Here is an 18,570-nt window from a genome sequence, read left to right on the forward strand (position 1 = left end):
AGCAACAAAATGCGCCAGATCGTCAGCGGAAAGCCATCACTTCAGATCAGGCGGTAAAAAATACGGCTGTCACGGTCAAACGGGATGAAACGCCTCATCCCGACAGGCTACTAAAATGTCCTTACGATCTCAGGCTGATGAAAGGCCTTTCCTGTGGCTGCATCCCCGAGAATGCCACATTTTTTACGTAAAATGTTATGCATTATCCAAAAAATGAGATTCTCCAGTGAAAACGAAGTTATACTTTATTTTTTTCGTTGACAAAGCTATTGTCTGCATGTCTTTGGCTATCTCTTCATGTCATAGCGTCAACGGCGTGCATGATTGTTTTTTTAATCGAAGCCCGGTTTTCGTCGGCAGTGTCACGAAATGCATGGGCGAGTCGTTCCACACTGAGTCCGGAGCGCAGGAATTGTCAGGAAGTTATCCTGGCAGGGAATAGTTTTTTAATGGCTTTAGCCGCACAGACACCAGCCGACCATTTCGCAGGCGAAGATTTCGCCGCCCTTCTTGATGAGACACTCGGGCAGGATAGCGGCTTTGAAGGTTCGGTTGTTAAGGGGCGCATTGTTCGCCTCACGGACGATTATGCAATCGTTGACGTTGGTTTGAAGAGTGAAGGGCGTGTTTCGCTTCGTGAATTTGGCCCGCCGGGTATGCCCCCGGAGGTCAAGCCTGGTGATTACGTTGAGCTTTATATTGAACGTTACGAAGACCGTGACGGTTCGATCGTTCTGTCCCGTGAAAAAGCACGTCGTGAAGAGGCCTGGACAAACCTGGAAAAGGCTTTCGAGGCAAACCAGCGTGTCAACGGCACGATCTACGGTCGTGTGAAGGGCGGCTTCACAGTTGACCTCGGTGGGGCAATGGCGTTCCTTCCTGGCAGTCAGGTTGATATTCGTCCGGTTCGTGACGTCACGCCGCTCATGGGTATTCCTCAGCCGTTTCAGATTTTAAAAATGGATCGGGCACGTGGGAACATTGTTGTTTCGCGGCGTGCCGTTCTTGAAGAGACGCGTGCTGAGCAGCGCAGTGAGCTGATTCAGGGCCTGAAAGAAGGCATGATTCTTGACGGTGTGGTCAAGAATATTACTGACTACGGCGCATTCGTGGATCTGGGTGGCGTTGATGGTCTGCTGCATGTGACAGATATTGCGTGGAAACGCATCAATCATCCTTCCGAGGCTCTGCAGATCGGGCAGCCGGTTCGGGTGCAGGTTATTCGATTTAACCCGGATACCCAGCGCATTTCTCTTGGTATGAAGCAGCTCGAGGCTGATCCGTGGGAGAATGTTGCGCTTAAATATCCTGCTGGAGCCCGCTTTACAGGGCGCGTTACGAACATCACTGATTACGGTGCATTCGTTGAGCTTGAGCCGGGTGTTGAAGGTCTGGTCCACGTTTCCGAAATGTCCTGGACGAAGAAGAACGTCCATCCGGGTAAGATTGTCGCTACTTCCCAGGAAGTCGACGTCATGGTTCTGGACGTGGACAGCGGTAAACGTCGGATCTCGCTTGGTCTGAAGCAGGTTCAGCGCAATCCGTGGGAGCAGTTCGCCGAAGAGCATAAAGTTGGCTCGGTCGTCGAGGGCGAGATTCGCAATATCACCGAATTCGGTTTGTTTGTTGGTCTGTCAGCGGATATCGACGGTATGGTTCACATGTCCGACCTGTCCTGGGATGAGGCCGGCGAAGAAGCCATGAAGAATTATGAAAAGGGCCAGATCGTTAAGGCTAAGGTGCTGGATGTTGATGTTGAGAAAGAGCGTATTTCTCTCGGTATCAAGCAGCTTCAGGAAGATCCGGCAGCAGATGTTCTGTCGCATGTTCAGAAGGGCACGATTGTCACCTGCGTTGTAACCGGGATCCAGACGAATGGCGTTGAAGTGAAGGTTGACGATGTTCTGACCGGATTTATTCGTCGTGCTGAATTGGCCCGTGATAAGGCTGAGCAGCGTCCGGAGCGTTTCGCGGTCGGTGAGAAAGTCGACGCGAAGATTGTTTCTGTTGATCGTGCAGCTCGTAAGCTCGCCCTGACTATTCGTGGCCGTGAGGCAGATGAGGACAAGCAGGCGATTAACGAATATGGTTCGTCTGACAGCGGCGCTTCGCTGGGTGATATTCTTGGGGCTGCGATCCGTCGCCGCAACACGGATGCATAATTAAAGCATTGTTTAATGCTGATATGAAAGAAATGGCACTCCATTACGGAGTGCCATTTTTTTTGAAGTGTTGGTAGCAGTCTCCTGATATGAAGTCTTTTTTCTGTCTTTCATTTGCTGTAGTGCTTGCGGGCAGAGATGAAAGTCGATCGGTGTAATCAGTAAGGAAGGCGAAGACGGCAGCGTCTGCGTAATTCATGGCGATCATATACAACACGAACTACACCCATAATCCAAACTATTACCTGACTCTGGCTTTTGAGCGGGCTGCAAAGACAGTTCTGGGTGATGAAAACGTCGTTGTTGCCGACAATATGACGCTGGCCGGTCTGGCTGCGTCCGGCGAGCATGATGTCCTGATCTGCATTGATGGACAGCGAATCAATACCGAACTGATGCGTCGAGTCCGCCCGGCCTTTCAGGTAATGATTTTCTGGGCATTTGAAGATCCCTTTATGGTCACTTTTAATGCTGAGAACATCGGTCTTTTTGACTGTGTCTTTACCAATGATCCCTCCTGTGTCGATTTCTACCAAGGTAAGGGGCATTATCTGCCTCTCGCAGCCAGTTTGTCCTTTCACGAACGAAAAGTGAAATCTGCAGCCGACCTGGATTATGATATTTTTTTTGCGGGCACGATGTGGCCAAATCGGGTTCATACCCTGCGGCGGGTTATTACGGCGTTTCCCGATGCGCGGGTAAAACTGGTTTGTCCGGGAAATGAATATCTGCCCCCGCTTCCTGCTGATATTGCGGAGCTGGCAATTCAGCGACCGATCAGCCATGAGGCATTTATTGATTTTGCGAATGCCAGCGCTGTTACGCTGACTATGTTTCGTGATTATGCGAGTCATGGAGATGTCGGACAGGCAACGGCGCCCGGTCCGCGTTTCTATGAATTGGCACTTGCTGGTACGGCGCAGGTTGTTGAGGCGGGTGAGCAACTGAACGAAGATTATATTACCGAAGTGGGTGGTATCTGTCTGGCGCGGTCAGTTGAAGGGGTTGTCGGACACATTGAAGCGCTTTTGTCGAATAAGACGATGCGGCGGAAAAGTGCCGCTGCTGCCCAGAAGGCTGTTCTTGAGTCGCATCTTTACGAACACCGTTTGCAACGAATGATGGAGATCACAGGCGCGAATTTCGGACGAAATACGCGGCAGGTTCCGACTGTTCCGGTCCGACGTGGGCGGCTGCGTGTGCTGATGTGTACGCATTCCACTATCCATGAGCAGGCATGGGGTGGGGTTGAGGTTTACCAGCAGACTATTTCCTCTATGCTTCTGCGAGAGGTTGAATTTTTCTACTGGTTGCATCGTGATGGGATGTGTCGTCTGACAGATGCCAGCGGTCGTGAGATTGAAAGTTTTGATGTTCCGGATACCGGCTGGTTGGACACAATGTGTGACAGCGCTGAGGAAATGGCGTTTTCGAGTGCATTAAGTCAGTATAATTTTGATATCGTTCACTTTCAGCATTTGGGACACCACTGTCTTTCCCTGCCGATTATCGCGAAGGCGAACGGCGTTGGCGTTGTCTTTTCAGCGCATGATTTTTTCTTGGTTTCGTCTCGCTATAATTTGCTCAACCATGAGCTTCGCTATTGTGAAGAAGATGTGAAGTGGGTGCTTGCTGCTGATAATTCGCTTAAGCGTTCAGATAATGTTGAATTTGGCGGAGAACAGACGCGTCGGGCCTTTGTCGCGAAAATGCTTGATTCGGTTGATGCGATCCTGTTCGGAACAAAGCATTCTCATAATCTGACACATACGGTGTATCCGCATCTTGATCAGAAAGAGAGTCTGATACTGGGGATACCTTCTCCGGAAACGCCTGCGCCGGTTGCGAAGAAAACTTATGAACCCCTCAACGGACGACGTCTTTCTGTTGCTATTATCGGAAATTTTCTGCGTACAAAAGGGGCAGATGCGGTTCTGAGTGTCATTGAGATGGCTGGTCCGGATCTGTTTGAGTTTCATATTTTTGGTTATGTGCATCCCGAATATGAGGAGGTGCTGAATAATCTGGATCGGAAAAATGTTACAATTTATGGGCGTTATTCGGCAGGTGATATTGACGCGCTGAAAATTTCGGATGTGGCCCTAAATCTTTCCATATGGCCTGAAACTTATTGTATCTCGCTTTCCGAAGCCTGGCAGAACGGTCTGATTCCAATTGTGACTGATGTTGGCGCGCTTGGTGATCGCGTGATCAATGATGTTAACGGTTACAAGGTTCCGATTGGTAGTCCGGCAGATGTGATGCAGCGCCTGGAACTGATTCGCTGTAGCGAAAGCACGCGCGAGCGGTTGATGTCGAATATTAGTCCCGCACTGTGGACGAATGCGCGTGATTACGGTGTCTCTCTTCTGAGCGTTTATAAAAACGTGGCGCCTCGTCGGAAGATGGGAAGCAGCAATGTGATGTTTGACGTCGGTCAGGTTCATTTGCTGCCACATGTATCGTGGAAACACCAGGCACCACCGCGGCATATTTTTGATCCGCCGACGCAGCGTGATATTGCAGTGGAACTCCCCGAAACTGTAACAGACTGGTATTCGATTCAGGGAGCCGAATATTACATTGATGATGTCTGTCGGCATGTCTTCGCAGATTCTGATGATGAAGACTTTGTTGTCGCCGGCGAATTTCATATTCGTGGCTGGTATGTTGTGCCAGGAGTATCCGGGTCGGGGCATCTTTATACTGTCCTGATTGGTGATGATGATGCACCGCCTGTGTTTATTCCGACAACTCGCGAGGTTCGCTCCGATGTGACGGGACTGTTCCCGGGTGCGCCCCGCCGTTCAGGTTTCGCTGGTCAGGCGGCGCTACGGGGAAAATGGTGCGAAGGTGTGTTTCGCATCGGACTTGTCAACGTAGTGCACGGACGCGGCGCATTTCAGTTGACCAGTGTGCAGATTGAAATTGAAGGCGGTCAGATCATCGGAATTGCGCGTGTTCCACCTTCTAATGGTCAGATTCTTCGGGATTTTGAGCGGATTTCGGAAAGCGATGGTCTGTTGAGAGGTGTGAAACTGGCAGCGCTGAACAAACGGATTGGCCAGGAATATAAGGGTGATCTGGAATTTTATATCGATCACTTCACCGGTCTTATTGAAGATGGTGGCCGGCACGAGAGAGATCTTGAAGAGAGCGATATCATTGTTCGTGGCTGGGGCTTTTTACGTGGTATCGCGCGGGCAGGGCAGCTTTACGTTGCGTTGATGAATGAAAACAATGGAAAAACAGTATTTTTCGGGACGTCGAGGCTGATTCGCCAAGATGTTCAGACAATCTTTCATGATGCACCGCTCTGTGTTGGCTTTGTTGGTAACCTGTGTCTGAATAAGGGTTTCAACGAAAAGCTTGATGGCTGGTATCGTGTATGCCTGCTCAATATTGTCGCGGATGAAATGGGAGTAAGACCGACCGGTATCCGGATACTGTGTGAGGACGGACAGATCAGATCCATTGAGCAGACCGGACCGTCCGATGAGACTATTGCATTGTGCAAAGAAATCGCTGTGGAGATTATTGAATAACGGCTGTTCTGTCGTCTTCTAGGACCGGGATTTAACTTGTCCGTATTGATGTCATCATCTGATTTACCTGTGGTATTTGAATGGAAGTCACCTGTGGTCGGTGTCCGTTCGCACATACCGGTCTGGCTCAGATTTGATCCCGACTGGTATCGTATGCGATATCCTGCTGCAGACGAACTGCTGCGTGCTGGCAGGCATTCTTCCATACTTGAGTATTATAGGGAGTCTGGACAGAAATCAGGTCACTCACCTAATAAATGGTTTGATGAGGCTTGGTATTTGTACAGTTACAGAGATGTGGCTGCGGGTGTCGCCGACGGACAATGGCAATCCGGATTTCAGCATTATGTGTGCGAAGGTTATAAAGTCTACGCACCACATTGGCTGTTTTCGGAAGAATACTATGGGATTTTTAACCCTGAGCTGACGGCCTCGGTATTTCGGGCCGAAGGATTTGCCAACGGGTATGATCATTACCTTTCAGGAGGAGAATGTGATTACAGAAGTGGCAGTTTTTTTTTCGATCCCGCTGTGTTTTCTTATTTTTCTCTCCGTGCAAGCTGCCCTGCCAGAGGAGGCAGCAAGGTTGAGGCCGGCTCCTGTTACAGCCTGTTTCTCGATGGCGCATACGGTCGCGCCGATGCTTGCCGCGTGTCGTGGTATTTCGATCCGGTCTGGTATCTGAAGCATTACCCGGATATTCATGACCTCATTCAGAAAGGCGAATATGACTCATCGCTGCATCATTATCTGACTACCGGTCAGTATAACGGATACTCTCCACAGGCGAGTTTTTCAGAAGAGTTTTACAGAAAAGAATATCCCGATGTCGCGGCATGTGTGGCAGCAGGCCAGTTCCGCTCGGGCTATGAACATTTTCTGGTGGCCGGAGCGGCTGAAGGAAGAGTGCCGGCGCCCGGCGTTTCTCTGGCGCAGTATACGTCCCTGGCACCGGTCAGAGCGGACATTGAAAGTGGATTGTTTCGTGATCCTTATTCGCACTGGATGGCGTCTGAGGAGAAACAGGATCCTCGCTTCTGTTCTGATGATCTGGTTGAGACGGAAGCCAGGCTTGCATTGCGCCAACTGGCGAAAGGGCTGACCGCCGAGGCTGCACGTAAGCCTCTCGACTTTACATGCAGTGGAACACCTGCCGTCAGTGTAATCATGGTGGTTTACAACCAGTTTTCACTTACGATGAAGGGGCTGGCCTCCCTGCGGGATAACTTTTCCGGAAATATTGAGCTTATTGTCATTGATTCCTGTTCCGGTGATGAAGTTTCCCGACTCAACAGGTATGTCTCGGGCGCAAAAATCGTTCACCTCAGATATAACGCGGGTTTTCTTCTTTCATGTAATATGGCGCTGGAGTTCGTTACAGCGGATGCTGTGCTGTATCTGAATAACGATACCATACTCGGACCAGGAGCGATTTCAGCGGCGCTTAATCGTTTGCAGTCGGACCCCAGGATCGGAGCGGTCGGCGGGAAGATTATCAGGACAAACGGACTTCTGCAGGAAGCCGGATCGATTATCTGGCGGGACGGAGCGACATTCGGCTACCTGCGTGATCAGGATCCGAATTGTCCGGAGGCGAATTTCGTTCGGGATGTCGATTACTGTTCGGGCGCGTTTCTTCTTGCCCCGACCGCGCTGGTTAAAAGTATGGGTGGCTTTGATCGCAGTTACTGTCCGGCCTATTTTGAAGAAGTCGACTTTTGTGTTCGCCTGATCAGAAAAGGATATCGAGTCGTTTACGATCCGTCTGTTATCATTGAGCATTTTGAATTTGCCTCCTCCGCGTCATCGGAGTCACTGGCCCTGATGCAAAGGAACAGACGGATTTTTGTAGCACGGCAGAGCGAATTTCTGAGGAATCAGTTGCCGGCACATGCAGGAAATGCCGTGCTGGCCCGGTCCAGACGCGGTGACGGACCACGGGTTCTGTATATTGAAGATCGCATTCCGTTACGGAACCTCGGATCTGGCTACGTCCGTTCGAATGAGATCGTCCGCAGCCTTGCACGTTCCGGCTGTGCCGTGACGGTGTTCCCGGTTAACGTACATTATCATTCGCTCGGTCGCATTTACGGTGATTTTCCGGACACGGTGGAGGTTCTGTATAACCGTTCAGAGGTGGGTTTTGATGCATTTCTGGAAGAGCGGGTCGGGTCATTTGATGCTGTCTGGATCGGACGAACGCATAATCTTGCCCGGATTTTGCCAATTCTTAACAAAAACAGCCGTTATCTGCCTGCAAAAGGGTTTGTTCTGGATTCCGAAGCCGTAGTCAGTCCACGCTTGCTGATGCGGGATCGGGTGCTCGGACTGGATCAGCGTCGCGAGCAGATGGAAGATATGCTGCGGGCTGAGTTTGACTGTGCTTACTACTGCCAGCAAATTGTCGCCGTGACGGAGCAGGAGGCGGGTTTTATCAGGCAGGCCGGGCATCGGAACGTCAGCATTCTTGGTCATGCGTTGCAGACCCGGCCAACGGCTGCGACTTTTGCTCAGCGTAGCGGATTGCTGTTCGTGGGCGCCATTATTGATGAGTATTCCCCCAATCTGGACTCATTACTGTGGTTTATGAAGGAAGTGATGCCTCGGCTAAGGCAGCGCCTCGGGAATGAGATACGTCTCACGGCAGTGGGTTCCAGGACTCGGGGCGTGGATTTGCGCGGCTTAAGGGAATTTGACGGGATTGATATCGTCGAAGGCGTGGAAAGTCTGGAGGAGATTTATAACCTGCACCGGGTTTTTGTAGCGCCGACGCGTTTTGCCGGCGGCATTCCATATAAAGTTCATGAAAGCGCGTCGTACGGCCTGCCTGTCGTTGCGAGTGATGTGCTGATCGGACAGCTTGGCTGGACAGCGGGGCATGATACCCTCTCCGGTGGTGCGCCTGATGCGGAAACATTCGCAGCAGCGGTGACGGAGTTATATCGCAATGAAGCAGTATGGACGCAGGTGCGCGATGAGGCGCTTCGTCGGGTAAAGGCGGATTGCGATCCGGAGCAGTTTGATGTTTCGGTCAGGGAAATTCTGGAAGCGGCGTGTCGTTGAAGGACGTCCTGATGTTGCATATGGCCCGCTGCGGTCATAATGGAACTTAATGGTAATAATGGTGGATAACGTGAGTCAGTATTCAGGACGGGTTTTGATCTGTAGCGGTGGTCGGTTTGAATCCCAGGCGAATGCTCAGGTTCGTGAATCGATCATGGCGGGCTGGGGGGAGTGTTTTGGCGATGAGAACGTCGTCGCCGCCAATATCAGCGGTGCCGCCGCAGCCATTCAGTATCTGAAGCCAACTATTGTTTTCGGTATTGGCTCTTATCTTCCAGAAAGCACATATTTCGGCGAAGTCTGTCGTGAAGCGAAGAAGATCGGTGCCGCAACGGTTTTCTGGGCGACGGAAGATCCCTACGAGCAGGACGCTTCCTATCGCATCTGCGATGATTTCGACGTGATTTTCTCGTGCGAGCGCTGGGGATCGAATTTCTATACCCGCAAGAACGTGTGGCATCTGCCGCTCGCGGCCTGTCCCAAGCTGCATTATCGGCCGATTGCTGATGATGTTGAACGGACAATCGATGTCCTGTTCTGCGGTGTGGCGTTTACCAACCGTAAGGATATTGTGCGCGGCCTGATGCCAACGCTGCGTAATCTGAACATCAAGATTGTCGGGCCAGGCTGGGGTGAGCTTGGTATCGGATTTTCGGATGCACGCCTGGAAAAAGAACAGCTTGTTCAGTTCTATTCACGCTCGAAGCTGGTGCTGAATCTCGGTCGCAGCCTGAATTTTGAGAACAAGCGTTTCATGATTGCGCCTTCTACACCGGGACCGCGGACCTTTGAGGCTGCCGCAGCAGGCGCCATGCAGGTTTTTCATGAAGATACTTATGAAATCCGTCGATACTATACTAAGGACGAAATTCCTTCATTTTCGAACCGCAAGGACTTTGACCGACTGGTTTCGATGTATCTGAATGACGATGCGTTGTGTCTTGAGACGGCGAAAAAAGCGCAGGCCCGGACGATGGCTGACCATACATACGGGCATCGTATTAGGCATGCACTGAATATTCTGAATGAGAACGGTTTTCTGCCGGGATAAGCCGACCGGAGCGAGCATAAATGTGCCGCGTCTCATCTGTCAGGTAAAATAAAGTCCACATGTTGCGGCAAAGTATATATTGTCCACGATGAATAAGGAGTTCGGCAAGGCAATGGCAACTTCGCGTTTTCTCGTGACCGGCGGAGCCGGTTATGTGGGTAGCCACATGGTCCTGGCATTGCTGGACGCAGGCTATGAAGTGACGGTCTATGACAGTCTGCGAACAGGGCATCGCGCGGCAATTCCCGATGGTGCACGCTTTATCGAAGGCGATCTGGCTGATCTGCCACGGCTGAATTCCGTTCTGGCGGATGGCCCTTGGGACTGTGTGTTCCACTTCGCGGCGCTCTCTCTTGTTGGTGAGAGCATGCAGCACCCACTGATGTATATGTCGGCGAACGGAGCTCTTGGATTTGGCCTGATTGACGCCTGCGTAAAGCATGGTGTGAAGAAATTTGTTTTTTCGTCCACTGCGGCCCTGTTCGGCTCGGCCGGTGACGGGCCGATTGATGAGAAGACACCGATTGATCCGGGTTCACCGTATGGTGAGAGCAAGCTTGTTGTCGAGCGGGCGCTGTACTGGGCGGATCGGATTCACGGCCTGCGGAGTGCGTGCCTGCGTTATTTCAATGCGGCGGGTGCTGATCCGGCCGGCCGGGCTGGCGAGGATCACCGTCCGGAGACGCATCTGATTCCGCTTGTGATCGACGCAGCGCTGGGACGCCGGGATGCACTGACGCTGTTCGGGCAGGATTATCCGACCTCGGATGGAAGCTGTATTCGTGATTATATCCATGTCTCAGATCTGGCACGGGCACATCTGGCGGTATTGCCATTGCTAGATGAACGCAGCGTGACGTTCAATGTCGGCACAGGCAAAGGGAATTCCAATCTGGAAGTAATCCGGACGGTGGAGCGTGTCAGTGGCCGGCCGGTACCATGGAAGCCCGGTGCCCGGCGCGCGGGTGATCCGGCGAGTCTCGTAGCAAGTCCGGCGCTCCTGATGAAAGAGACGTCCTGGAAGCCTGATTACGCGGAACTTGAAAAATCAGTCGCAACGGCGCTTGCCTGGCGCGAGGCGCATCCTGGTGGTTATCGGGACTAACGCACAATGACAGACGCGCGGGAGTTGATCGGGGCGGCGACAGATATTCGTAAGCGGGCCTATGCGCCTTACTCGAATTTTCGGGTAGGCGCTGCGCTGATCTGCGATGATGGTCGGGTTTTCCCAGGCTGTAATGTTGAGAATGCGGCGTATCCGGAGGGTATCTGTGCTGAGGGAGGCGCAATTTCAGCAATGGTTGCGGCTGGCGGGCGTTGCATTGTGGAAGTGGTCGTGTGCGGCGGGGCTGAGCCGTGCCCGCCATGCGGAGGCTGCCGGCAGAAGCTGCGCGAGTTCGGGGCTGCGGATCTGAAGGTTCATATGGTGGACCCATCCGGGAAAGTGCTGATAACGCGAACACTGGGGGAATTGCTGCCGGATAGTTTCGGACCGGATAACCTTGGGATTACAGGAGGCTGATGCCTACTGTGCCAGGCCAGTTTTAACGCCTGCCGCTCTCTCTTCCGGTGTAATCTGTGTTATTTCCGGAAATCATGGTGGGTGATAATAATTCTTTCGGACGTAAGCTTTCAGGAATAGCTCTGCTTCTTATTTTTTCGGTTTTTGTTTCAGGAAATATGTTCGTCACAAGAGGGTATGCCGAGCCTCTTTCTCCACCAGCCAGACCCGGTATCGGACCGGACGATACACGCCGGGCAGTGACAATGAAGTCTCTGCCATGGAATGCAATCGGGCGGGTGCAGACAGAGTTGGGAGGACGCTGCACCGGCTTTCTTGTTGCGCCCGCCGTCGTTGAAACAGCGGCGCATTGTCTCTGGCTTGTGAAGACGAGGCGATACATACAGCCCCACGATATTCATTTCCTGCGAGCTTATGACCGTGGGCAGTACGCAGCGCATGCTCGTGTTACCCGGTTTCTGGTCTCACCCGGATATGATCCGGAGCACGAGGCGACTACGGCATCTTTTGACCGGGCAACATTATTTCTTGAAAATCCCGCAGGCACAGCTGCAGATATTTTACCGGTTGCACCCGGTCTGCCGAGTATCGGTGACGGCGTAACTCTCGGTGGATATGAGCAGGATTACCGGGAGATTCTGACGTCCGATATGCGCTGTCATGTTGTGGGAATATTCCGGAACGGGGAGGGATATCCGATGATCGGGCACGATTGCGATGCAACACGCGGGAGCAGCGGCGCGCCATTACTGGGACAGCAGAACGGGCGGTGGGTGGCTCTCGGCGTGCAGGTGTTGGCGAATTCGGGGCAGGGCGGAAGTGCTGCGCCACTTTCTTTCATGCAGGTGAGCGTGACAGGAAAGTAAGACACATAGAACTATGCTGTTAAATATACATATCTTAACAACTTTTTCATTCTGTATTTATTTCACAGAGTTGTACGCATTTTCTCGCGAAGTTCATTGCAGCGTTTTGTGAAACGACTGGCTTTTGAAGCCGTAAAAAAATTGATGATAAACGCCGCGCCCAGCGACAGAAACGAGAGAAAAACAAGACCCTCGTCAAAGAGTGTGACAGTTTCATCATAATGAAAAGCTGAATACATCAGGAGACTCAGGCTCAGGACAGCGCCAATAATCCCGAAAACGCCCGTTGATTTGATAAGAGAATCCTCGAAATTCTCGAAATCAGCAGTTTCGCGCCACAAATCGAAAAGTTGCCGATCAATCGCGCCAACATTTTCTTTATGCTCCGCAATTTCATCCTGCGTCTGTTTATGCGGATTTTTGCGATGAATTTCGAGTTCCTGCCGGGCTTTGGAAAACACCCGCCTGCGCTCTTTAATGGCGGGTAAACTGATATCGACAAAGCTCAGAATGGCAACATTCAGGCCGGCTGAAAGCTGGACGACAGCCTGAAAGTCTCCCCATGTCATCGTCATAACGCGAAAACTTTGATCTCTGACCTGTTAAATGTTCGTGCGTAAAAAAACACAGACGGATCATCCCGCAGCAGCGCGGGATGATCCAGACGGTTTTTCTTCATGTCTGGTATTTGTCGAAATATGACAGGGCACACGAAACGTGCGGTTCAGATGGGAGCGATATTCATAGCCTGAAGGCTGAGGAATTCGCGATAGGGACCATCGCGACGCTCAAGTTCAGCGGGAGAACCATCCTCAACGATACGGCCTTTCTGCATGACCACAATCCGGTCGAAATCTTTGAGGGTAGAAAGACGGTGGGCAACAGCAATGACGGTCCGACCGACCATGAGCTTTGAAAGCGCAATCTGGATGTGGTGTTCACTTTCGCTGTCCAGCGCACTGGTCGCTTCATCAAGGATGAGGATCGGAGCGTTACGCAGGAAAGCGCGGGCGATGGCGATACGCTGACGCTGACCGCCAGAGAGTTTGACGCCACGATCACCAACCTCGGTATCAAAGCCTTGCGGGAGCGCAACAATGAATTCGGAGCAGCCAGCCGCATCCGCAGCGTGGCGAACGTCATCATCGCAGGCTTCCGGCTTGCCGTAGCGAATATTGTCGGCGACGGAGCGGCGCAGAAGCGAGACATCCTGAGGCACGACAGACATGCACCCACGCAAAGCGGTTTCCGAAAGATTGTTGATATTATGGCCATCGATAAGGACAGCGCCCCCCTGCACATAGCGCTGGCGCTGAAGCAGGGCGAGGACGGTACTTTTACCGGACCCTGAACGGCCAACAAGGCCGACCCGTGTTCCGGGCGCGACATGCAGGCTGAAATGTTCGAGAACGTTCGGACCGGTGGGGTATGCGAAAGTGACGTCCTGAAAGCTGACTTCACCGGCTGGAGGCGCCCCGAAACCGATAGCGTCGGGCTGATCCTGCATTTCATGCGGAACGAGAATGGCAGACAGGGTTTCACCGAGACGGGCAGTATGCTGCACCGTCTCCACCAGGGCGACGGCGAGGTCGCGGGTACCGTGCAGGATCATGAAACCGAGATTGACAACCATGACGACATCGCCGACCGAAGCGGCACCATTCTGCCAGAGCAGGACCACCCAGATAAGAAGACCGGCGGTCAGAACGGCAGTCAGCAGAGCGTGGACCAGGCGGAGTCTTTCCATGTTGCGGAGAGATTTTCCGCGGATCGACATTTCACCGTGCAGAGTGTGAGCGAGACGTGTGCGCTCAAAACCGAGCATTCCGAAGGTACGGACAAGTGGCAGATTTCCGACAACATCCTGCATTTCGCCGTCAACACCCGCGGCTTCGGTGGCGTAAGCAGCGTGGAGATGACGGCCGCTCCGCGCCATACGGAACATAAGAGCCGCAAGACTGAAAGACAGTACGATAATGACACTGCCCATCAGAGGGCTGACGGTCATCATCAGCACGATGGAGAGCAGGACGTTCAGACAGGGCGGGATGACATTCCACGCCATCAGGCTTTCAAGCGTGAATGCGGCGTTCCCTGCTGTGGAGATGCGGGCGGCAAGCGCCGCGGGCATGCGATCAGCGAAATAACCGGTAGAATGTCCGGTCAGATAACGGAACAGATCAAGCCGGACATCGCCGGTGACGGCGACAAAGGTTTTTGCCGCATACCACCCGGCAACACGCCAGGAAAGGTTGTCGGCGGCGATGATGACTGCAAGCCAGGCAACAGCGCCCCAGACCGGATAAATCGAAGCCTGAAGATGTGCCGACCGGGGATAAGCGTCCATGGTGTCAACGAGGTGACGGATCGCATACGATGAGAACACGGCGCAGGATACAGCGAGAACGACAAACCCGAAAACGATCAGATGAGGAATGGCCCGGCATCGTGCATATCGTATGATAAATCTGACGGGATGTCCGGCATAATGCGGCAGCTGATCATCAGAGATGGTCACTTCACTATCGCGCTTCACGCGTCGGCATCCATGCACTGGTCCACTCTGTCAACTTTCGCCCAGTGTAGGCGTTTGTTGTATGTGAGGAAAGCTCACGCGGGGTAACGCATTATGTGCAACGACTGTATTAATATCCCGCGAGTGATAATCTCGATATAACATCATAAAACTGGAGTTTGCCGGTTCATGCGTATCGCCCAGATTGCGCCACTTCACGAGGCCGTGCCTCCGAAGTTGTATGGCGGCACAGAACGTGTTGTCTCGTTTCTGACGGATGAACTCGTGGCAATGGGCCATGATGTGACGCTTTTTGCCAGTGGCGACAGCATCACGACCGCGACGCTGGATGCTGTCTGGCCCCGCGCATTGCGGCTCGATCCTGCTATCCGTGATCCGATCGCGCCGCATATGCTGCTGATGGAGCGCGTCGCGCGGCTGGCGGACCAGTTCGATATTCTGCATTTCCACATGGATTACTGGCCCTTTACGCATTTCAGTCGCCAGCCGACACCTTTTGTCACAACCATGCACGGGCGGCTTGACCTGATGGAACTGCAACCGGTTTTCGATGCCTTTCCGAATGTGCCGATCGTGTCGATTTCAAACAATCAGCGGTTGCCTCTGCCTCAGGCCCGCTATGTCGGGACAGTTCTGCATGGCCTCCCGGAGAATTTGCTGACGCCACAACCCGGCCCCAGGGATTATCTGGCATTCCTCGGCAGGATCTGTCCGGAAAAAGGCGTCGATAAGGCGATCCGTATTGCGCGGGCTGTCGATATGCCACTGAAGATCGCAGCAAAGGTTGATAAGGTCGATGTCGAGTATTTCGAGCGGGAAATTGTCCCGATGCTGGGCGAAGGGGTGGAACTGATCGGGGAAATTAACGACCGTCAGAAGTCGGCATTTCTTTCCGGCGCAAAGGCGCTGCTGATGCCGATCGACTGGCCGGAGCCTTTTGGCCTCGTCATGATCGAGGCGATGGCCTGCGGTACGCCGGTGATCGCATTTCGCCACGGCTCGGTGCCGGAAGTGCTGGAGGAGGGAGTGACGGGTGCCATCGTTGCGAACGAGGCAGAGGCCATAGCGGCTTATCCACAGGTTGAAGCGCTTGATCCGGCGGTCGTTCGCAAAGCGTTTGAGAAACGTTTCACGGCGCGACGGATGGCCGATGATTACCTGGCGATCTATCAGAATCTGATTGCAGCGAAGGCGCCCTGACCCGGGCTTCCGGGAAAGACCATTTCCGCGATGTGGAAATAACGCATCGCGGAGGACGGTCTGTCATGTCGTGAAACCTGGTTGACCTGGCGCGGAAGTCAGGGAGACGATGGCTTTCCGCCGGCCTGTGCCGGCATGATTCATTATGCGGATCCGTTGCTGTGAAATCTCGTCATATCTGGAGACCTCTGAGCTGGTTTTATAGCGACCGGCATCGCTCAGATTCGACTCCTGGCCAGCCTTCCTGGCTTGATCGCTTCAATGATCGCCTGGCCGTCCGGATGACGGTCCTCTTCGGCAGCATCTGGTGCGTTTATGCATTTCTGATGTTCTCGCTGATTCCGGTTCTGAAGCCTGAATGGCAGGGGCCACTGCTTTATGTGAGCAATTCGATTCAGCTTGTCGCGTTGCCAGCGCTGATGGTGGGTAATGCGATCCTGACGCGCGGTTCGGATCAGCGCGCGGCTGAGGATCATACGGCACTGATTGAGATTCTTAACGACGTGCGTGAGGAAATGGCGCGACTGCGGGCAATGACGAGCGGTATCGAGCAGACTGAGCAGGAAAATGCAGACCGGCCGGAGAATGTGGTGTCGATCGCCAATGAAGCCCTGATTTCCGTTAACGAGTCACCCGAAACGACGGTACCGCCTCCGGCGACGCAGGAAGGAAACATTATCCGGTAGCGAAAAAGCATCTGAAACCAGTGTTGCTGACACCTTTTGTCATGACGTCGAAGATTGCGAACCCGGAGAACGCACCATAGGGATTCAGCCGTGGCGCGGATATTATCCTGACAGTTGCAGAGTGGACTCTCAGAACTGAAGCGCCGTGGTGAACTGGGCAGCGGATAACTACATCTCACCCGCGAGATGCAGTACGATCTCGCGACGATGAGGTGTGCGACGATGTTCGAAAAGATAGAGCCCCTGCCAGATTCCGAAGGCGGGCCTTCCGTCGATCACGGGAATGGAAAAGCCGGACTGCGTGAGCATGGTTCTCAGGTGGGCAGGCATATCGTCCGGCCCTTCACTGGAATGGATGTAACGTCCGGCCTGCTCGGGCACGAGGGTATCAAAAAATCGGGCGATGTCTTCGCGCACAGTGGGATCGGCATTTTCCTGAACCGTCAGCGAGCAGGATGTGTGCGGACACCAGACAGTGAGCAGGCCGGTAATAATACCGGTTTCAGTGACCCAGTCCGTGACGGCATGTGTGATGGGAATGAGGTCCTTACCTGCGGTTCTGACATGCAGACATTTTGTGAATTGTTTCATGTTTCTGGCTCCCCGGCTATGGCACGGATCATAACATCTTCCGGTAACGGTCCGGTGTGATTGCTGTGCCGCCTCCGGCCCGTCTGATGGAGATTCGACCTGTTTTGCGACTTCTGTTGCGCCTGTATTTATTCCGGGACCGGTTGCCGGGCTGGTCGACGTTCCGGACAGCAATAGCTGTTATGCTTTCAGGAGCGGCTTCCGCCGGCATTGCCCAGGCGGATGATCAGTTCAGTATCGACGATCCTTTCGGCTGGAATGGATTAAAGCAGAAACTGGCCAGAGCAGGAGTCGGCGTGAGTGTGTCCGACACTGAAGAAGTATGGGGCATTCCACGCGGCGGCGCACTTCCCTCGGAACATTATATCGGCGCGACGACCGTTGATCTGGTGCTTGATCCGGCACGACTTACCGGATCAAGCACGAGGGAAGGCGCATGGGGAACATTTGAAATCAGCGCCATGGATATTCGTGGCAAACCGTTCAGTAATTATCCGCTTTATGCGTTTAACCAGACATCGACGAGCGAGGCTGATCCGAACCTGCGTCTCTATGAACTCGCCTATAACTGGCACAGCACGGATAACATGTTTTCGGCAAGGGTGGGGAAGCTTGATCTCAGCACCGAATTCATGGTGAGCGATACGGCGCAAAATTTCCTCAACGGGTCATTTGGCTGGCCGATGCTTCCGAGCAACGATCTCTACGATCAGGGACCAGCTTCTCCTGCTGCGGCTCCGGCGGTGCGCCTGAATATCGCTTTTGCGAAAAAATGGCAGTTCAGGCTGGCCGTGGCGGATGACAACGCCACGGGCGCAAGGCGGTTTGTTAATCCGACCGATCCCTGGAATCAGAACCAGGACCCGAGCGGAACGAAATTCTGGTTCGGAACCGGAGCGTTTGTGATAGGCGAGCTCGACCGGGATGTCAGTCTCTTCGGGCATAACGGCTCATGGAAGGCGGGTTTTTTCGTCGATACCGGTCCATTTCCGTTGCAGAGTGATTCGTCGGTCAGCCGACGTGGAAACTGGGCTGTTTATATGGTCCTTGACCATACACTTGTGAAAGATACCGGAGCAGGGACGCTAAAAGGCTTTGTCCGCTGGGATTATACCGGACTTTCAGATCGTAATCAGATCTCGGCTTCGCTGGATGCCGGGGTCGTCCTTACTGACCCTTTTCATCGAACCGGAGACAGTTTCGGTCTTGGCTTTGGTTACGCGGCACCGAGCCATCTTGAGGCCATCGTGTGGAAAGTACGCTAAACAACGTTTAGCATGAACAGTAGAAGAACGTCTGGGTAGCGTGATCTTGTCTGAGGGCAAGTCGCTGTTTCTTTGTTGAACAA

The 18,570-nt window shown here is 53.1% G+C and carries 14 protein-coding genes; 11 read left to right on the plus strand and 3 right to left on the minus strand.

The genetic code is table 11. The features are described from left to right. The 8 genes from GOB90_RS19005 to GOB90_RS17170 form a co-directional block, all read left to right on the plus strand. On the plus strand, positions 1-191 hold a 191-nt coding region (locus tag GOB90_RS19005; RefSeq protein WP_206752486.1), incomplete at its 5' end, for a hypothetical protein. A 258-nt stretch (positions 192-449) separates the two neighbouring features. Next, a complete protein-coding gene (gene rpsA / locus GOB90_RS17140; RefSeq protein WP_146892490.1) occupies positions 450-2,162 on the plus strand; it encodes a 30S ribosomal protein S1 in 1,713 nt (570 codons plus the stop codon). A gap of 197 nt (positions 2,163-2,359) precedes the next feature. Next, entirely contained in the window at positions 2,360-5,707 is a 3,348-nt protein-coding gene (locus tag GOB90_RS17145; RefSeq protein ID WP_146892488.1) for a glycosyltransferase family protein, read from the plus strand. Between the two features lie 279 nt (positions 5,708-5,986). Continuing rightward, the gene (locus GOB90_RS17150) at positions 5,987-8,770 is read left to right on the plus strand and encodes a glycosyltransferase (RefSeq protein WP_173572178.1); all 2,784 of its coding nucleotides are present in this window, start codon (positions 5,987-5,989) and stop codon (positions 8,768-8,770) included. A gap of 58 nt (positions 8,771-8,828) precedes the next feature. After that, positions 8,829-9,821, plus strand: coding sequence for a CgeB family protein (locus GOB90_RS17155; protein ID WP_146892483.1), 993 nt, complete (start codon positions 8,829-8,831; stop codon positions 9,819-9,821). Positions 9,822-9,933: 112 nt separating this feature from the next. Next, positions 9,934-10,926 (plus strand): UDP-glucose 4-epimerase GalE, encoded by a 993-nt coding sequence (gene galE, locus GOB90_RS17160; protein ID WP_146892480.1) that lies wholly within the window; start codon positions 9,934-9,936, stop codon positions 10,924-10,926. 6 nt (positions 10,927-10,932) lie between these two features. Further along, positions 10,933-11,343, plus strand: a complete 411-nt coding sequence (locus GOB90_RS17165; protein WP_146892477.1) for a cytidine deaminase — start codon at positions 10,933-10,935, stop codon at positions 11,341-11,343. Positions 11,344-11,417: 74 nt separating this feature from the next. Continuing rightward, positions 11,418-12,209 (plus strand): trypsin-like serine peptidase, encoded by a 792-nt coding sequence (locus GOB90_RS17170; protein WP_146892475.1) that lies wholly within the window; start codon positions 11,418-11,420, stop codon positions 12,207-12,209. Between the two features lie 62 nt (positions 12,210-12,271). On the opposite strand, the gene GOB90_RS17175 is transcribed toward GOB90_RS17170, so the two are convergent. After that, positions 12,272-12,784: a hypothetical protein gene (locus tag GOB90_RS17175; protein WP_146892473.1), complete on the minus strand. Its 513-nt coding sequence runs from the start codon at positions 12,782-12,784 to the stop codon at positions 12,272-12,274. A gap of 149 nt (positions 12,785-12,933) precedes the next feature. Next, positions 12,934-14,745, minus strand: coding sequence for an ABC transporter ATP-binding protein (locus tag GOB90_RS17180; RefSeq protein ID WP_146892471.1), 1,812 nt, complete (start codon positions 14,743-14,745; stop codon positions 12,934-12,936). A 168-nt stretch (positions 14,746-14,913) separates the two neighbouring features. On the opposite strand from GOB90_RS17180, the gene GOB90_RS17185 reads away from it, so the two are divergent. Together GOB90_RS17185 and GOB90_RS17190 are read left to right on the plus strand one after the other, a co-directional pair. After that, the gene (locus GOB90_RS17185; protein WP_146892469.1) at positions 14,914-15,945 is read left to right on the plus strand and encodes a glycosyltransferase family 4 protein; all 1,032 of its coding nucleotides are present in this window, start codon (positions 14,914-14,916) and stop codon (positions 15,943-15,945) included. Positions 15,946-16,226: 281 nt separating this feature from the next. Beyond that, entirely contained in the window at positions 16,227-16,631 is a 405-nt protein-coding gene (locus tag GOB90_RS17190) for a hypothetical protein (protein ID WP_242012135.1), read from the plus strand. Positions 16,632-16,799: 168 nt separating this feature from the next. On the opposite strand, the gene GOB90_RS17195 is transcribed toward GOB90_RS17190, so the two are convergent. Further along, positions 16,800-17,222, minus strand: a complete 423-nt coding sequence (locus tag GOB90_RS17195) for a secondary thiamine-phosphate synthase enzyme YjbQ (protein WP_146892467.1) — start codon at positions 17,220-17,222, stop codon at positions 16,800-16,802. A 182-nt stretch (positions 17,223-17,404) separates the two neighbouring features. Between GOB90_RS17195 and GOB90_RS17200 the strand changes: the two genes are divergently transcribed. Continuing rightward, positions 17,405-18,487: a carbohydrate porin gene (locus tag GOB90_RS17200; protein ID WP_242012133.1), complete on the plus strand. Its 1,083-nt coding sequence runs from the start codon at positions 17,405-17,407 to the stop codon at positions 18,485-18,487. Positions 18,488-18,570 lie beyond the last annotated feature (83 nt).

Origin of the sequence: Acetobacter oeni, from assembly GCF_011516825.1 — a bacterium.
Classification (GTDB): domain Bacteria; phylum Pseudomonadota; class Alphaproteobacteria; order Acetobacterales; family Acetobacteraceae; genus Acetobacter; species Acetobacter oeni.